Source organism: Janibacter sp. FSL W8-0316, assembly GCF_038004165.1.
Classification (GTDB): domain Bacteria; phylum Actinomycetota; class Actinomycetes; order Actinomycetales; family Dermatophilaceae; genus Janibacter; species Janibacter indicus.
This window is the reverse complement of the sequence record NZ_JBBOQX010000001.1, coordinates 265,761-281,385: the sequence shown is the minus strand read 5'-3', so window position 1 is coordinate 281,385 and position 15,625 is coordinate 265,761. Positions and strand designations below refer to the sequence as shown.

Annotated in this window: 12 protein-coding genes; 4 read left to right on the top strand and 8 right to left on the bottom strand. The window is 71.2% G+C overall.

The features are described from left to right. The gene (locus NYE39_RS01240; RefSeq protein WP_341011656.1) at window positions 1–1,110 is read right to left on the bottom strand and encodes a ferrochelatase; all 1,110 of its coding nucleotides are present in this window, start codon (window positions 1,108–1,110) and stop codon (window positions 1–3) included. Window positions 1,111–1,202: 92 nt separating this feature from the next. Here NYE39_RS01240 and sepH point away from each other — a divergent pair, with 92 nt between their 5' ends. Continuing rightward, window positions 1,203–2,474 carry a septation protein SepH gene (gene sepH / locus NYE39_RS01235; protein ID WP_072624445.1) on the top strand — a complete coding sequence of 424 codons (1,272 nt, stop codon included), beginning with the start codon at window positions 1,203–1,205 and terminating at the stop codon, window positions 2,472–2,474. A gap of 12 nt (window positions 2,475–2,486) precedes the next feature. Here sepH and NYE39_RS01230 read toward each other — a convergent pair whose 3' ends face one another. Genes NYE39_RS01230 through NYE39_RS01215 form a run of 4 tightly spaced genes read right to left on the bottom strand, consistent with a single transcriptional unit; the run spans window position 2,487 to window position 7,631 of the window. Further along, window positions 2,487–3,167, bottom strand: coding sequence for a thymidine kinase (locus NYE39_RS01230; RefSeq protein WP_072624444.1), 681 nt, complete (start codon window positions 3,165–3,167; stop codon window positions 2,487–2,489). Window position 3,168: 1 nt separating this feature from the next. After that, window positions 3,169–4,320: an alkaline phosphatase family protein gene (locus NYE39_RS01225; RefSeq protein WP_072624443.1), complete on the bottom strand. Its 1,152-nt coding sequence runs from the start codon at window positions 4,318–4,320 to the stop codon at window positions 3,169–3,171. Next, on the bottom strand, window positions 4,317–4,934 hold the full coding sequence (locus NYE39_RS01220; protein WP_072624442.1) for a DUF5998 family protein: 618 nt from the start codon (window positions 4,932–4,934) through the stop codon (window positions 4,317–4,319). The genes NYE39_RS01225 and NYE39_RS01220 overlap by 4 nt, the downstream gene beginning before the upstream one ends. Window positions 4,935–4,946: 12 nt before the next feature. Then, window positions 4,947–7,631 (bottom strand): bifunctional acetate--CoA ligase family protein/GNAT family N-acetyltransferase, encoded by a 2,685-nt coding sequence (locus NYE39_RS01215; protein ID WP_072624441.1) that lies wholly within the window; start codon window positions 7,629–7,631, stop codon window positions 4,947–4,949. Between the two features lie 132 nt (window positions 7,632–7,763). On the opposite strand from NYE39_RS01215, the gene NYE39_RS01210 reads away from it, so the two are divergent. After that, entirely contained in the window at window positions 7,764–10,199 is a 2,436-nt protein-coding gene (locus tag NYE39_RS01210; protein WP_072624440.1) for a DNA gyrase/topoisomerase IV subunit A, read from the top strand. A 179-nt stretch (window positions 10,200–10,378) separates the two neighbouring features. On the opposite strand, the gene NYE39_RS01205 is transcribed toward NYE39_RS01210, so the two are convergent. Then, a complete protein-coding gene (locus NYE39_RS01205) occupies window positions 10,379–11,818 on the bottom strand; it encodes an APC family permease (protein WP_072624439.1) in 1,440 nt (479 codons plus the stop codon). A 142-nt stretch (window positions 11,819–11,960) separates the two neighbouring features. Beyond that, complete coding sequence (locus tag NYE39_RS01200; protein WP_072624438.1) at window positions 11,961–14,096, bottom strand: DNA gyrase/topoisomerase IV subunit B; 2,136 nt, start codon at window positions 14,094–14,096, stop codon at window positions 11,961–11,963. Between the two features lie 206 nt (window positions 14,097–14,302). Here NYE39_RS01200 and NYE39_RS01195 point away from each other — a divergent pair, with 206 nt between their 5' ends. Further along, entirely contained in the window at window positions 14,303–14,527 is a 225-nt protein-coding gene (locus NYE39_RS01195; RefSeq protein WP_072624437.1) for a DUF7455 domain-containing protein, read from the top strand. Window positions 14,528–14,540: 13 nt separating this feature from the next. Continuing rightward, the gene (locus NYE39_RS01190; protein ID WP_083546068.1) at window positions 14,541–15,056 is read left to right on the top strand and encodes a DUF456 domain-containing protein; all 516 of its coding nucleotides are present in this window, start codon (window positions 14,541–14,543) and stop codon (window positions 15,054–15,056) included. A gap of 33 nt (window positions 15,057–15,089) precedes the next feature. On the opposite strand, the gene NYE39_RS01185 is transcribed toward NYE39_RS01190, so the two are convergent. Further along, the gene (locus tag NYE39_RS01185; protein WP_072624436.1) at window positions 15,090–15,536 is read right to left on the bottom strand and encodes a DUF3040 domain-containing protein; all 447 of its coding nucleotides are present in this window, start codon (window positions 15,534–15,536) and stop codon (window positions 15,090–15,092) included. Window positions 15,537–15,625: the final 89 nt, after the last annotated feature.

The following is a 15,625-nucleotide window of genomic DNA, read 5'->3' as shown; positions in this document are numbered from 1 at the left end:
TCAGTCCGATCCGCACGACGCCGGCAGGGCCTCGCGCAGGTTGGGGCAGCAGCCGACCGGGCACACAGACGGGTGGGAGTCGAGGTCGCGCCACACCGCCCGGACCGGCTCCTCGCCGCGTGCCTGGGCTGCCCGCTCGAGCATGAGGTCGACGAGTCCGCGGACGAAGTCGCCGTCAGCCCCCGGGGTCGGCACACGGGTCATCCCCAGGCCGACCTCTGCCGCGGTCTCGGCGGCCTCGACGTCGAGGTCGTGGGTGACCTCCATGTGGTCGGAGACGAATCCGATCGGCACGACGACGACATGCCGCAGCCCCTCGTCGGCGAGCTCGCGCAGGCGGTCGTTGACGTCCGGCTCGAGCCACGGCGTGCGCGGCGAGCCCGAGCGCGAGCAGAAGGCCAGCCCCGCCGGCAGGTCGGTGCCGAGGACCGCGTCGACCTCGGCGGTGATCGCCGCGGCCAGCTCGGCCTGGTCGGCGGAGTAGGCACGCCCGTCACCGTCCCCCGGCCCCGAGGTCTCGTCCATCGCGTCGGGGATCGAGTGCGTGACGTAGAGCAGGGCGACCCCGTCGGCACCGACCTGCTCCACGGCGCCGCGGGCGGCGTCGAGCGTGTGGCGGGCGAGCGTCGCGGCGAAGCCGGGGTGCTCGCCGAAGGGCCGGACCTTGTCGACGACGAGACCCTCCCTCCCTTCGACCGCCTCGGCCAGGCCCTCGCGGTACTGTCGGCACGAGGAGTAGCTGCGCCAGGCGCTCGTCGGCACGACGAGGACGCGCCGGGCGCCGCCGGCCTCCAGCTCGTCGAGCGCCTCCGTGACGAAGGGGGTGGAGTTGCGGTTGCCCAGGGCCACCGGCAGGGGGCACTCGCGGGCCGTGAGCTCGGCGGTCAGGTCGGCGACGAGCCGCCGGTTGAGCGCGGGCAGCGGGCTGACGCCGCCGACCCGCTCGTAGTGCGCGCCCACCTCGACCAGGCGCTCGTCGGGCACGCCGCGACCGGCGGTCACCCGGCGGAGGAAGGGCAGGACCTCGTCGGGCCCCTCGGGACCACCGAAGGACTGGACGAGGACCGCGTCGTAGGGGCGAAGGGGGTGCTCGGTCACTGGGTCGGGCATGGACACAAGGTAACCCCGCGGCGTGTGCGTCACCGGATCGGGCGCGGCAGGTGGCAGAGTCGTGCCGAGCACGAAGACGAGAGGGATTGTTGATGCGCGACCTGCGACTCATCGGGGTGCATGACGACGGCGAACACCTCGTGGTGACCGACGATGCCGGCGAGGAGTACCGCCTGCGCATCGACGAGCCCCTGCGCGCCGCTGCGCGCCGCGATCGCCCGCGGCTGGGCCAGCTGCAGATCGCGATCGACAACAACGTGCGCCCGCGCGAGGTGCAGGCCATGATCCGCGCCGGTGCGAGCGCCGACGAGGTCGCCGCCCGCACCGGCTGGGACCTCGACAAGATCGCCCGCTTCGAGGGACCCATCCTCGCCGAGCGCGAGCACGTGGCGACCCGGGCGCAGACCGTGCGCATGCGCGGCACCAACCAGGCCGGCTCCCCCGAGACCCTCGCCCAGCGCGCGGCGACCCGCCTCACCGGGCGCGGTGTCGAGCCCTCCTCGGTCGAGTGGGACGCCTTCCGCGACGCCGAGGGCCAGTGGACCGTCTCCGCGGTCTTCGCCGCAGGCGGTCGCGACCGCACGGCCACGTGGTGGTTCGACCTCGCTGGCATGAGCGTCGTGGCCAAGAACGACGAGGCCAAGTGGCTCTCCGAGGCCGACACCCCGCAGGCGGGCCCGGTCCCGACCCCCGTGCACCGGCCGACCGCGGTCTTCGACGTCGAGGTCGAGGAGACCAAGGCCGAGCGGGCGACCCGGGCCAACACCGACGACCTGATCAACTCCATGCGCGAGCACTCCGGCGCCAAGAGCCGTCGCCGTGGCGGCGGTCGCCGCAAGCGCGCGAGCGAGGCCGCCGCCGCGCCGGCGCACGACGACGCCCTGCCTCTCGAGGAGCTGCCGCCCCCGGCGCGCGGCACCCACCCGCGTGACGAGCAGCCGGCCGAGCCGACGCAGACCCAGCCCACCCCCGAGCAGGCGCCCGGGCAGTCCTCGGCCGGCTCCGAGCCGACTCAGGCACAGGCCGAGGCGCAGCCGGCTCCGGCCACCGACGGGCCCACTCCGGCGTCCGCGACACCGGACGAGTCCAAGGACGACACGCCTGTCGAGCCCGAGGACCTCACGCCCGACGAGGCATCTGGCCCCGCGGGCGACGCGGCCGACTCGGAGTCCACCGACACCGACTCCGACACCGACTCGGACGACCTGGCCGCGTCCGAGGGCACGGCACCGCAGGCCGAGGCAGAGACCGAGACCGAGGCGGCGCCGCAGCCCCAGGAGTCCTCGGCCAAGGGTCGTGGCCGCAAGGGCCGCAAGGGCGTGCCGAGCTGGGACGACGTGATGTTCGGGACGACCCGGGACTGACCGCCCCGGGTGTCACCCGGGCGGCGGGACCGGGCAGGCGTCGAGGTCGAAGGGCAGGACGTCCGCCGACTGGGCCGCGGTCTGGGCCGCACGCGAGTTCATCCGCCGCATGTGGTGGCGGCGGCAGAGCACCTCGTACTCCACGTGGCTCTCCCGGGCGGGCTCCGCGGTGTCCCCGACGACGACCTGCTCGCCCTCGACGACCATGACCCCGTCGACCACGCGGGCATTGTGCGTCGCCCGACGGCCGCACCAGCACAGCGCCGACACCTGCAGCACCTGGGTGCGGTCGGCGAGCTCGATGAGCCGCTGGCTCCCCGGGAAGAGTTCGGTGCGGAAGTCGCTCGTGATCCCGAAGGCGAAGACCTCGATGTCGAGCTCGTCGACGATCCGCGCGAGCTGGTCGACCTGCTCACGCGTGTAGAACTGCGCCTCGTCGCAGATGAGGTAGTCGACCCGCGCACCGGCAGTGAGCGAGGCGACGACCGTCTCCCAGAAGTCGAGCTCCTCGGCGACCTCGACCGCGCTCGTCGACAGACCCAGGCGCGAGGAGAGCACTGCCTCGCCCGAGCGGTCGAGGCGGGTGAAGATGATGCCGACCCGGCCCCTGGCCCGGTGGTTGTGGTCCATCTGCAGCGCGAGGGTGGACTTGCCGCAGTCCATCGTGCCGGCGAAGAAGCTCAGCTCGGCCACGTCAGTGCTCCCGGGGGTCGAGGACGAGCCACGGGATCGCCACCTCGTCGGTGGTGATCGACCCGTGCACACCGAGTAGGGCCCGCAGCTCCGGACGGTGGCGACGCGAGTCGACGACCGCCACCGGTCCGGTCATCGCGGCGATGACATCGCCGATGCGGGGCCGGACGAGGTCGCTGACCGGACCGAACCACCCGCGGGCGATGGCGTCGTCGGCGTCGAGGACGACGGCGTCGTCGCCGAGGCGTCCGCGCCAGGCCGCGAGGACGTCCTCGCGAGCCCCGGGCACGACGTGCAGCTGCAGGCAGCGGGGCTCCCCCGCGACGTGCCGCACGCCGGCGTCGAGCTCGGCGTCGTGCGCCATGTCGGGTCGCGCGTCCAGCGGGACGTCGACCATGCCGTGGTCGGCCGTGATGTGCAGGGTGGTGTCGGGCGGCAGCAGCCCGGCGAGGCGGGCCAGCTCGGCGTCGACGGCCTCGAGCTCGTCGCCCCACTCCAGCGACCCGACGCCGTGCACGTGACCGACCTTGTCGAGGTCACCCCAGTAGAGGTAGACGAGGCAGCGCGGCTGTGCCCGAAGGGCGCTCACCGTCGCGTCGACCCGAGCCGCCAGGCTGGAGGCGGCGGTGAAGCGGCCGCCTCGCAGGGCGGCCTCGGTGAGACCGGAGCCGTCGAAGAACCCCGGCCCGACCCGGGTCACCGAGACCCCGGCATCCTGGGCGGCCTCGAAGACCGTGGGAGCCGGTTGCCAGCGCCGCGGCTCGGGGCCCTCCTCCCATGACAGCTCGTTGAAGACGCTGTCGGTGTCGGGGTCGTAGGCCTCGTAGCCGACGAGCCCGTGGGCGCCGGCGAGCGTGCCGGTGCCGAAGGTGCCCATCGAGGTCGCCGTCGTCGACGGGAAGCCGCAGTCGAGGGTCACCGCAGCCTGCGGGTCCTGCAGCAGGCGGCGCAGGAAGGGCGCGTGGCCACCGCGACGGGCGAGCAGATGGGCTCCGAGTCCGTCGACGAGGACGACGACGGCCCTGCGGGCGGGACGAAGGGGGCGGTCCCCTCCCTTCGTCAGGCCGGGGACGCCCAGGCTCGTCGCAACGGCCGGCAGCACGCGGTCGAGCCGCGGCGTGGCGGGCAGGAGGGGCGAGTGGTGGTGCGTCATGCGGGCGAGCGGTGCCCGATGCTCGCCGACAGGTCGCGGGCGAACTCGATGGCGCGGTCGAGCGCCTCACGGCCTTCGGCCTGCGCGCTGATCCGCAGGGCGATGTCGTCGCTCGTGATGGTGCCGTCGTAGCCGTGGTCGCCGCCCTCGCAGTCCGGGTCGTTGCACTGCGCGGGCAGCAGGTCGACGCGGCTGACCGCGCCCCAGCCGACGGTGAGCGTGACCTCGCTGCCGAGGGACCCGGGCACATAGCTCGAGGGGTCACCGACGACGTGGGTCAGCATGACGCCGCGCACCGAGGCGAGCGGGATGCACTCGGTCGTGGCCGTGGCGACCTCGTGGGCCCCGGAGAAGTGGTCCGGGAAGTCGTCGGCGTGGGCGACGACGAGCCGGGTGCCGGTGCGGGCGAAGACCGTGATGTGCCGCCGCACGGCGTCCTGGTCGAAGGTCGTCTCCTGGTGCACGAGGTGACCGTGCACGTCCTCGGACCCGACCGCGGCCTTGATGACGTCGGCGACGAGGGCCGGGTAGTAGCCCGCGCGCTCGATGTCGGCCATGAGGGCGTCCGGGAGCGAGATCGCCGTGAGATCAGCAGGTGCGGGCATGTGGGCCATTGTGCCCCAGCGTCAGGTGAGGCTCCGCGCGCCGGTGTCGATCCGGCGACGGGTCACCGGCGCGATCATGACGTCGGCGCCGAGCACCGTGGCGCCCTCGGGGTGGGCGACGACGGGGTTGAGCTCGACCGACGACAGCTCGAGGAAGTCGTCGGACATGATCGACAGCCGCCCGAGGATGTCCTCGAGCGCCGCCCGGTCGACCGGCGCCGCGCCATCGTGCCCCATGAGCAGCGGGGCGAGCTTGAGGTCCTCGACGAGCTCGCGCACGTCGACGTCGGTGAGCGGCGGGATCCGGTAGGCGATGTCGTCGAGCAGGGTCGTCGGCGCCCCCGCGATGCTGAAGGAGACGACCGGCCCGAAGAGGGGGTCCTCCAGCGTCGAGAGCACCGTCGAGACCCCCGGCCGGGCCATCCGCTGCACGACGAAGTAGTTGGCGTCCATCGGCGCCAGCCGCCGGTCCAGGGCCTCGAAGGCCGAGCGCACCGCGTGCGCGTCGTGCAGGTCGACGCGGATGCCCTCGAGGAGGGCCTGCCCACGCACCAGCGGGGAGAGTGACTTGACGACGACCGGGTAGCCGACCTCCTCCGCGATGGCGACGGCCTCGTCGGCGTCAGCCGCCTCGAAGCGGGGCCACACGTCGATGCCGTAGGCGGCGAGCAGCTCACGGGACTCGTCGCTCGTCAGGGCCCGGCCCTCCGGGTCCTCCTCGAGCACCCGGTCGAGCAGCGCCCGCGCAGCCCACCGGTCGATGCCGTCGCGCACGACGGTCTCGCCCTTGTCCTTGTCGCGCCACTGCCCGTAGTCCGTCGCCAGGGCCAGGGCCCGGATGGCCTCCTCGGGCATCGGGTAGAGCGGCACCGCCTGGCGCGGGGTGTCGTCGGCGACGTCACCGGTCTCGTGGAGGAAGGCGGCGTCACCCCCTTCGTCGACGCCAAGAAGACCGAGCAGCGTCGCCACGCACGGCTTGTCGGATCGGGAGGCGGCGTGCCGCAGGGCCTCGACGACCTCCTGGTCCAGGGCACCGACGGGCGGGATGAAGCAGACGATGACGGAGTCGACGTCGGGGTCACCGAAGGCGGCGTCGACCGCTCTCTGGAACTCGCGCGCCGAGGCCTCGGTCGGGATGGCGACCGGACCGTGCACGACCTCGAGGCCGCGCTCGGTGGCGTTGTCGGCGCACAGCGCGGCCAGCTGGCTGGAGTTGCCGACGATGGCCACGCGGCGCCCCGCCGGCAGCGGCTGGTGGACGAGCAGCTGCGCGACGTCAAACATCTGGTGGACGTTTTCGCAGTGGATGACCCCGGCCTGCTGCAGCATCGAGCCGAAGACGTGCGGCTTGACCTTGGGCTTGCGGACCTTGTGCCCGGGGGGCGCGCCGTAGGTCGCCGACGCCGGCTTGACGACGATGACCGGCTTGTTGGAGGCGAGGTGGCGGGCGACACGGGAAAACTTGCGCGGGTTGCCCATCGACTCGAGGTAGAGCCCCACCGCGTGGGTGCGCTCGTCGTCGACCCAGTACTGCATGAGGTCGTTGCCGGAGACGTCGACCCGGTTGCCCGCGGAGGCGAAGACCGAGATGCCGAGGTTGCGTCGCGCCGCCGAGTCGAGGTTGGCGATCGCGAGCGCGCCGCTCTGCGAAAACAGGCCGAGGTGGCCCGGGCGCGGGATGACCGGGGTCAGGGTCGCGTTGAGGCTCACCGCGGGGTCGTTGTTGATCAGGCCGAAGGAGTTGGGCCCGAGCACCCGCATGCCGTGGGTCCGGGCGAGCCGGAGCACCTCCTGCTGCCGCGCGGCCCCGGCCTCGTCGACCTCGGCGAAACCCGAGGAGATGATGAGCAGGGTCTTGACCCCTGCCGCGGCGCACTCGAGGACGACCTGGGTCACCCGCTCGGCGGGCACCGCGATGACGGCGAGCTCGACTCCCCCGTCGATCTCGCCGACCGTGCGCACGGCCGTCAGGCCGAGGATTTCCCCCGCGTCCGGGTTGACCGCGTGGACCTGACCGGTGAAGCCGCCGTCGAGGACCTGCTTGAGCACCTGGTGGCCGATGGCCCGCTCACGCCGGCTGGCGCCGATGACCGCCACCGAGGCCGGGTGGAGCATGGCCCGCACGCTCTGCGACTCGGCGCGGTGCTCGCGGGCGAAGCGCACCGACAGCGACTCGGCGGTGGGCTCGATGGCGAAGTGGAGGGTGACGACCCCGTCCTCGAGGCGGCGGCTCACCTGGTAGCCGGCCTCGGAGAAGACGGAGAGCATCTTGCGGTTGTGCGGCAGCACCTCCGCCTCGAACTCGGTGATGTCGCCGGCGTGGGCGATGGCCGCGAGGTGCTCGAGCAGCACCGACCCGATGCCCTTGCCGTGGTAGTCGTCGGAGATGTTGAAGGCGACCTCGGCAGTGTGCGGGCCCACCCGGTCGTAGCGCCCGATGCCGATGATGTCGTCGCCGATCGTCGCGACGAGCGCCATCCGGTCGTGGTAGTCGACCTCGGTGAAGCGCTTGATGTCGCGGTCGCTCAGGGTGCGCATCGGCGCGAAGAAGCGCAGGTAGATCGACTCGTCGGACTGGCGCGAGTGGAAGTGCCGGATGGCGTCGGCATCGGACGGCTTGATCGGCCGCAGTCTGCAGACCGAGCCGTCCCGCAGGACGACGTCGGCCTCCGCCAGCACCGGGTACCCCGGTGGGAGCTCCGTCATGTCCCCAATCCTGCCACGGGCCCCTCGTGCCGCCCCCGCGGCAGGTCACGTGTGTCGGTCCCGGCCCGACAGCGGCGAAGGGGGAAGATGGGTGGACTCATCAGCACCAGCCCACGAGGAGTCACCGCCCGCATGGCCCGCCGCCCCGCAGCCTCTCCCCCCGTCGACGCGCCCGAGCGGATCGTCGACATCGACGTCGCGGACGAGATGCGCAATGCCTTCCTCGAGTACAGCTACTCGGTGATCCACGCGCGCGCCCTGCCCGACGCCCGTGACGGCCTCAAGCCGGTGCACCGCCGCATCCTCTACTCGATGAGCGAGATGGGCCTGCGCCCCGAGCGCGGCCACGTCAAGTCCTCCCGCGTCGTCGGCGAGGTCATGGGCAAATACCACCCGCACGGTGACTCGGCGATCTACGACGCCCTCGTGCGCATGGCCCAGCCCTTCTCCATGCGCCTGCCGCTCGTCGACGGCCACGGCAACTTCGGCTCCCTCGACGACGGCCCGGCCGCCAGCCGCTACACCGAGGCCCGGATGGCCCCCGCGGCGCTGCTCATGGTGACCGGGCTCGACGAGGACACCGTCCCCTTCGTCCCCAACTACGACGACCAGCTGCTGCAGCCCGAGGTGCTGCCGGCGGCCTACCCCAATCTCCTCGTCAACGGCACCACCGGCATCGCCGTCGGCATGGCGACCAACATGCCGCCGCACAACCTCGTCGAGGTCATCGGCGCGGCTCGGCACCTGCTGACCCACCCCGACGCCAGCCTCGACGACCTGATGAAGTTCGTCCCCGGCCCGGACCTGCCCGGCGGCGGCCGGATCATCGGCCTCGACGGCATCCGCGACGCCTACCTCACCGGGCGTGGCAGCTTCCGCACCCGCGCGACGACGCGCATCGACAAGGTCTCGCCGCGCCGCCAGGGCATCATCGTCACCGAGCTGCCCTACCTCGTCGGCCCGGAGAAGGTCATCGAGAAGATCAAGGACGCCGTCCAGGCGAAGAAGCTGCAGGGTATCGCCGACGTCAAGGACCTCACCGACCGCGAGTCCGGACTGCAGCTGGTCATCGAGATCAAGAACGGCTTCAACCCCGAGGCGGTCCTCGAGCAGCTGTACAAGCTGACCCCGATGGAGGACTCCTTCTCCATCAACAACGTCGCGCTCGTCGACGGCCAGCCCCGGACCATGGGGCTGAAGGAGCTGCTCACCGTCTACGTCGACTTCCGCCGGGACGTCGTGCGGCGCCGCAGCGAGTACCGCCTGGCCAAGCGCCGCGAGCGGTTGCACCTCGTCGAGGGCCTGCTCATCGCAATCCTCGACATCGACGAGGTCATCCAGGTCATCCGCAGCAGCGACGACGCGTCGATCGCGCGCACGCGCCTGCAGGAGGTCTTCGACCTCTCCGAGGTCCAGGCGACCTTCATCCTCGACCTGCAGCTGCGCCGCCTGACGAAGTTCTCCAAGCTCGAGCTGGAGCGTGAGCAGAGCGAGCTGCTCGAGCAGATCGCCGCGCTCGAGGAGATCCTCGGCGACGACAAGGTGATGACCCGGCTCATCTCCGGCGAGCTCGCCGACGTCGCCAAGATGCACGGCGACGCCCGCCGCACGGTGCTGCTCGAGTCGGCCGGGCAGCCGGCCGCGGCCTCCACGCCGCTCGAGGTCGCCGACGACCCGTGCTGGGTGCTGCTGTCGAGCACCGGTCTGCTCGCCCGCACGAGTGATGCCGAGCCGCTCTCGCGCGACGGGGGTCGGGCCAAGCACGACGCGATCGTCGCCGCCGTGCGCACGACCGCGCGCGGGGAGCTGGCCGTCGTCACCTCCGCGGGGCGCGTGGTGCGTCTGGGCGCGCTCGAGCTGCCGACGCTGCCGCCGTCCAACGGCGCGCCCTCGCTGTCGGGCGGGGCTCCCCTCGCGGCCTACGTCGACCTGGCCGCCGACGAGGTGCCCCTGACCCTGATGAGCCTGTCGCCCGACTCCCCCGGCCTGGCCCTCGGCACGGCTCGGGGCGTGGTCAAGCGGGTGACGACCGACTACCCCAAGGGCCACTCCTGGGAGGCCATCTCACTCAAGGACGGCGACCGCGTCGTCGGCGCCGTCGAGCTCAAGACCGGCGAGGAGGAGCTCGTCTTCGTCACCAGCCAGGCCAGCCTGCTGCACTTCTCCGCCGCCGACGTCCGCCCGCAGGGCCGCTCCGGGGGCGGCGTCGCCGGCATCCGGCTCACCGACGATGCCCAGGTCGTCTTCTTCGGCGCCGTCGACCTCAACCACGACAACATCGTCGTCACGGTGTCGGGCTCCTCCGACGCGCTGCCGGGCACCGACGCCGGGTCGTGGAAGGTCACCTCCTTCGACGAGTACCCCGGCAAGGGTCGCGCGACCGCCGGCGTGCGCGCCCACCGCTTCCTCAAGGGCGAGGACGCGCTGATCACCGCTTGGGTGGGCCGCGCCGGCGCCCGTGCCGCGCAGCCCAACGGCGTGGCGATCACCCTGCCCGAGGCCGACGCCCGCCGCGACGGCTCCGGCACCCCCGCCTCCGCCGTGATCGGCGGCATCGGCTCCCTCTGAGCCCCCCTCCCGCATTGCCCTACGGCAATGCAACCTCTCGACATCAAGACTCTGCATTGCCCTACGGCAATGCGGGATCGACCGTGCATTGCCGTAGGGCAATGCAGGGACACGGCGGCCACGCAGAGCGAAGGGGGCGGCACCGGATCACCGGTGCCGCCCCCTTCTCCTCGTGGAGCTCAGTCGTGGTCGATGTGCTCGGGGTCGCGCATGTAGGTCCTCTTGGCGTAGACCGCGCGGTTGATGAACCACGTGACCACCCACAGCAGGACGCCGAGACCAAGCAGGATGCCGGCGATCTCGTACTGCTGCTGCTGCTCCTCGCTGCGGGCCCACGGGCCGACGAGGAAGGCACAGGAGATCGCACCGATGATCGGCAGCACGGTCGGGGCCTTGAAGTGCTCGCGGCCGACCTTGTCGCGACGCAGCACGAGCACCGCGATGTTGACGATGGTGAAGACCGCCAGCAGCAGGAGCGAGGTCGTGCCACCGAGCAGCGCGACGACCTGCGACTCGCTGTCGAGGACGACGTAGCTGATCAGGCCGAAGGAGATCAGCGTCGTGAAGATGATGGCCACCCAGGGTGTCTGACGGCTCTTGTGGACCACGCCGAGGCCGGGAGGCAGGACCTCCTGACGGGCCATGCCGTAGACCAGGCGCGAGGCCATGAGCATGTTGATCAGGGCCGAGTTGGCGACGGCGAACATCCCGATGAAGGGGAAGATCTTGTCGAAGGGCAGCCCGGGTGCACCGGCCGCCACGACCTGCGTCAGGGCCGAGGCCTTGTCGGGATCGGTGAGGTCACCGACGGGGACCAGGGCCACGGCGGTGATCGACACGAGCACGTAGATCACACCGGTGATGCCCAGACCGGTGAGCATGACCTTGGGGAAGATCCGCGAGGGCTCGTGCGTCTCCTCGGCCATGTTGACCGAGTCCTCGAAGCCGACCATGGCGAAGAAGGCCAGCGAGGTAGCCATGGTGATGGCGAAGAAGGTGTTCTTGTCGCTCGCGCTCTCGAAGACCATCACGCGGGAGAAGTCGGCCTTGCCCTGGGTCACGGCGTAGAGGCCGATGAAGATGATGAGCAGCAGACCGGAGAGCTCGACCAGGGTCAGCACGACATTGGCCTTGACCGACTCACCGACACCGCGGAAGTTGATCAGCGCGATGACGAGCATGAAGGCCAGTGCGGCTATCAGCAACTGGTTCGGGCCCCATGTGAGGCCCAGTCCGTCGCTGAGGAAGCCGGCGAAGGCATTGGAGGCGGTCGACGCCGAGGTGATGCCGGAGCACATGACGGCGAAGGCCACCATGAAGGTGAGGAAGTGCAGACCGAAGGCCTTGTGGATGAAGGTTGCCGCGCCTCCGGCCTTCGGGTACTTCGTCACCAGCTCGAGGTACGAGAAGGCCGTGATCGTGGCAACGACGAAGGCCGCGATGAAGGGGGCCCACGCGGCGCCGCCGACTTCGCCGGCCACCGCGCCGGTCAGGGCATAGACGCCCGTACCGAGGATGTCTCCGACGATGAAGAGGAGCAGGAGCTTGGGGCCCATGACCCTCTTGAGCTCGGTGCTGTCCTCACCTGCGGCATGGTCCGAGGTGGCGACGTCGGACATGGGTCCTCCCTGGGTCGGGGGTGCACGGGTGCGCGCACCGATCCCCTAACCGTGACCCAGAGCACGTCCGCGTGCAACCACCGACGCGGCGACGCGCCGAGATCGTGTCCCAACGGGCGCGTCGTGCCGGAGCAGCCCGGCCTCAGGCGTCGATGCGCTCCCGGTCGAGCTGGTCGGCCGAGGAGACGATGAAGTCGCGCCGGGGGTCGACGTCCTTGCCCATGAGCAGCTCGAAGACGTGCTCGGCGATCTCGAGGTCCTCGGTCGTCACCCGGCGCAGCATCCGGTGGCGCGGGTCCATCGTCGTCTCGGCGAGCTGGTCGGCGTCCATCTCGCCCAGACCCTTGTAGCGCTGGATCGGCTGCTTGATGTTCTTGCCGCGCGAGCTGAGCGACGACAGCCGTTTGCGCATCTCCGCCTCGGAGTAGGTGTAGATCAGCTCGTTCTTCTTCGAACCGGGGTTGACCACCTCGATGCGGTGCAGCGGCGGGACCGCGGCAAAGACCTTGCCGGCCTCGACGAGCGGACGCATGTAGCGGAAGAAGAGGGTGAGCAGCAGGGTGCGGATGTGCGCGCCGTCGACGTCAGCGTCGGTCATGATGATGACCTTGCCGTAGCGGGCCGCGTCCAGGTCGAAGCTGCGCCCGGACCCGGCGCCGATGACCTGGATGATCGAGGCACACTCGGCGTTCTTGAGCATGTCGCCGACCGCGGCCTTCTGCACGTTGAGGATCTTGCCACGGATGGGCAGCAGCGCCTGGAACTCGCTGTTGCGCGCCTCCTTGGCCGTGCCCATGGCCGAGTCACCCTCGACGATGAAGAGCTCGGTGGCCTCGACGTCGCTGCTGCGGCAGTCGCGCAGCTTCGGCGGCAACGACGAGGTCTCCAGCGCGTTCTTGCGGCGCTGGGTCTCCTTGTGCAGCCGCGCGGAGATGCGCGACTTCATCTCGGCGACGACCTTTTCGAGGAGCTGGGTCGCCATCTGCTTGTCGCCGCGCTTGGTCGACGTCAGCTGCGAGGTCAGCTCGGTCTCGACGACCTTGGAGACGATCTGGCGCACGGCGTTGGTGCCGAGCACCTCCTTGGTCTGGCCCTCGAACTGCGGCTCGGCCAGGCGCACGGTGACCACGGCGGTCATCCCGGCGAGGACGTCGTCCTTGTCGACCTTGTCGTTGCCGACCTTGAGCTTGCGGGCGTTGACCTCGAGCTGCTTGCGGAAGACCTTGAGCAGGGCCTGCTCGAAGCCGGCCACGTGGGTGCCGCCCTTGGGCGTGGCGATGATGTTGACGAAGGAGGAGAGCTTGGCGTCGTAGCCGGTCCCCCAGCGCAGCGCGATGTCGACACCGCACTCTCGCTCGACCTCTGTCGGGGTCATGTGGCCCTTGTCGTCGAGGACCGGCACCGTCTCGGTGAAGGTGCCGGTGCCCTCCAGCCGCCAGACGTCGGTCACCGCCGCGTCCGGCGCGAGGAAGTCGACGAACTCGCTGATGCCACCGTCGTGGTGGAAGACCTCCTCGAGCGGCTCGTCGCCCCGCTCGTCACGCACGACGAGGGTCAGGCCGGGGACGAGGAAGGAGGTCTGGCGGGCCCGCGCCGCGAGCGCCTCGCGGTCGATGGCCGCGCCCTTGAGGAAGATCTGCGGGTCGGCCCAGTAGCGCACCCGGGTGCCGGTGACACCGCGCTTGGCCTTGCCGACGACCTCGAGCTCGCTGCCCTTGTCGTAGGGGACGAAGTCGTGGTCCGGCGACTTCGCCCCCTTCGCCCCGGCATTGTCGGAGAAGGTGCCGGGCTCGCCGCGACGGAAGCTCATCGCATAGGTCTTGCCGCCGCGGTCGACCTCGACGTCCAGGCGCGAGGAGAGCGCATTGACCACGGAGGCGCCGACACCGTGGAGACCACCGGAGGCGGTGTAGGAGCCACCGCCGAACTTCCCGCCGGCGTGCAGCTTGGTGTAGACGACCTCGACTCCCGTCAGGCCGGTGCGCGGCTCGATGTCGACCGGGATGCCGCGGCCGTTGTCGCGGACCTCGACCGACCCGTCGGCGTGCAGCACGATCTCGATCCGGTCGCCATGGCCGCCCAGGGCCTCGTCGACGGCGTTGTCGATGATCTCCCACATGCAGTGCATGAGGCCGCGCTGGTCGGTGGACCCGATGTACATACCGGGCCGCTTGCGCACGGCCTCGAGGCCCTCGAGCACCTGCAGGTGGTGCGCGGTGTAGTCCTGGGCGGACTTGCTGCTCGCGGTCTTCTTCGCGGTGGTGGCTGCCGGAGGCACGAAGGGGGCCGTCCTTGCGTCGTCGGGTCAGTGGGCTCCTCGCAGGGTAGACCGCAGCACCGACGACGCCCGGGAGGCACCGCCGGTGGCGCCGTGACGGTGTGCCCTCGATCACGCCGCGCGGAACGGGTGCGGGACGGGAAGGCTTTCGCGTGTTTGACTGTTGACCGAGACGTCCACGCAACACTGCAGGAAATGAGGCACACGTGAACGCGACTCTGGCCAGCCCCTTGACCGCAGCCGACCGCTGCGACCGCTGCGGAGCCAAGGCCTACGTGCGCGCCCGCCTCCACGCGGGCGGCGAGCTGCTCTTCTGCGCCCACCACGGGCGTGAGCACCTCCCGGCACTGAAGGACCTCGCCGACATCGAGGACGAGACCGCCCGTCTCGACGAGAGCACCCCCGCGTCGGCCCCCGTCGACGAGCGCTGAGCGCCCCCCGGCCGTGCTCTCCCTGGCTGCCGAGGCCACCCACGACCCCACGTCGATCGCCCTTGCGATCGGCATCCTCTTCTTCGTCGTGGGTGTCCTCGGCATCGTCATCCCCGTGCTGCCCGGGCTGCTCCTGTGCGTCGCGGGCGTGCTCGTCTGGGCCGGCTACACCGGTGGAACAACCGCGTGGGTGACCTTCGCCGTCGTCGCGGCGATCTACGCCGTGACCCTGCTGCTGCAGTTCCTCATCCCGGGCCGCCGGATGAAGCGCGAGGGCGTCGGCGGCATGACTCTGGCTCTCGGCGTCGTCGGCGCGATCATCGGGCTCTTCGTCATCCCCGGCATCGGCCTGCCCATCGGCTTCGTCGCGGGGATCTTCGCGGCGGAGTACGTGCGCTTCCGTGACCTCGACCGCTCCTGGCAGGCGACGAAGTCGGCCCTGCGCGGGGTGCTGCACAGCATGGGGATCGAGTTGTCGGCCGCCGCGCTCATCGCCGTCGTCTGGGTCGGCGGGATCCTCGCCCACTGACCCCTCGCTGGTCGAGGTGGCCTTCGGCGGGACCTACCAGCCCTGCCCCTGCTGGCGCCGCTCCTCCCAGCGCGCCTCCATGCGCTGCATGAAGCTGCCCTGGTGCTTGCTCTTGGGCGAGCGCCCCTTGCCCGGGCGGGATGCTCCCTTCGACCGTGGGGTGCGGGCGCTGCGGACGGACCCGTCGGAGCCGACGACCCCCAGACCCGCACCGTCACCGGAACGACCGGGGGTCAGGGCGAGGGCCACCGAGGCGACGATGAGGGCGAAGCCGGCGACGCCGACCCAGATGCTCGTGTTGATGCCGAGCAGGACCAGCCCGAGGCCCGCGAGGGCACCGACGATGCCCAGGGCCATGCGGCGGCGGTCTCCCCCGGGGGCACGCACGCCGTTCATCTGCGAGGCGAAGCGAGGGTCCTCGGCCCGGATGGCCTCTTCCATCTCCTCGAGCATCTGCCGCTCGCGCTCCGACAGCGCCACGGTGACCTCCTGACCAAGCCTGTTGTCGGGCGGGCTCTCTGCCCGCGGGGTGCACACGGCGGGCTCGCCGCCGTGGTCTCCTCATGATA

Bases quoted from the DNA above. Each gene is read 5' to 3' on its own strand.
- NYE39_RS01225 (WP_072624443.1), bottom strand. From the start codon at position 4,320: ATGACGCACCACCACTCGCCCCTCCTGCCCGCCACGCCGCGGCTCGAC.
- sepH (WP_072624445.1), top strand. From the start codon at position 1,203: ATGCGCGACCTGCGACTCATCGGGGTGCATGACGACGGCGAACACCTC.
- NYE39_RS01205 (WP_072624439.1), bottom strand. From the start codon at position 11,818: ATGTCCGACGTCGCCACCTCGGACCATGCCGCAGGTGAGGACAGCACC.
- NYE39_RS01215 (WP_072624441.1), bottom strand. From the start codon at position 7,631: ATGACGGAGCTCCCACCGGGGTACCCGGTGCTGGCGGAGGCCGACGTC.
- NYE39_RS01240 (WP_341011656.1), bottom strand. From the start codon at position 1,110: ATGCCCGACCCAGTGACCGAGCACCCCCTTCGCCCCTACGACGCGGTC.
- NYE39_RS01220 (WP_072624442.1), bottom strand. From the start codon at position 4,934: ATGGCCCACATGCCCGCACCTGCTGATCTCACGGCGATCTCGCTCCCG.
- NYE39_RS01210 (WP_072624440.1), top strand. From the start codon at position 7,764: ATGGCCCGCCGCCCCGCAGCCTCTCCCCCCGTCGACGCGCCCGAGCGG.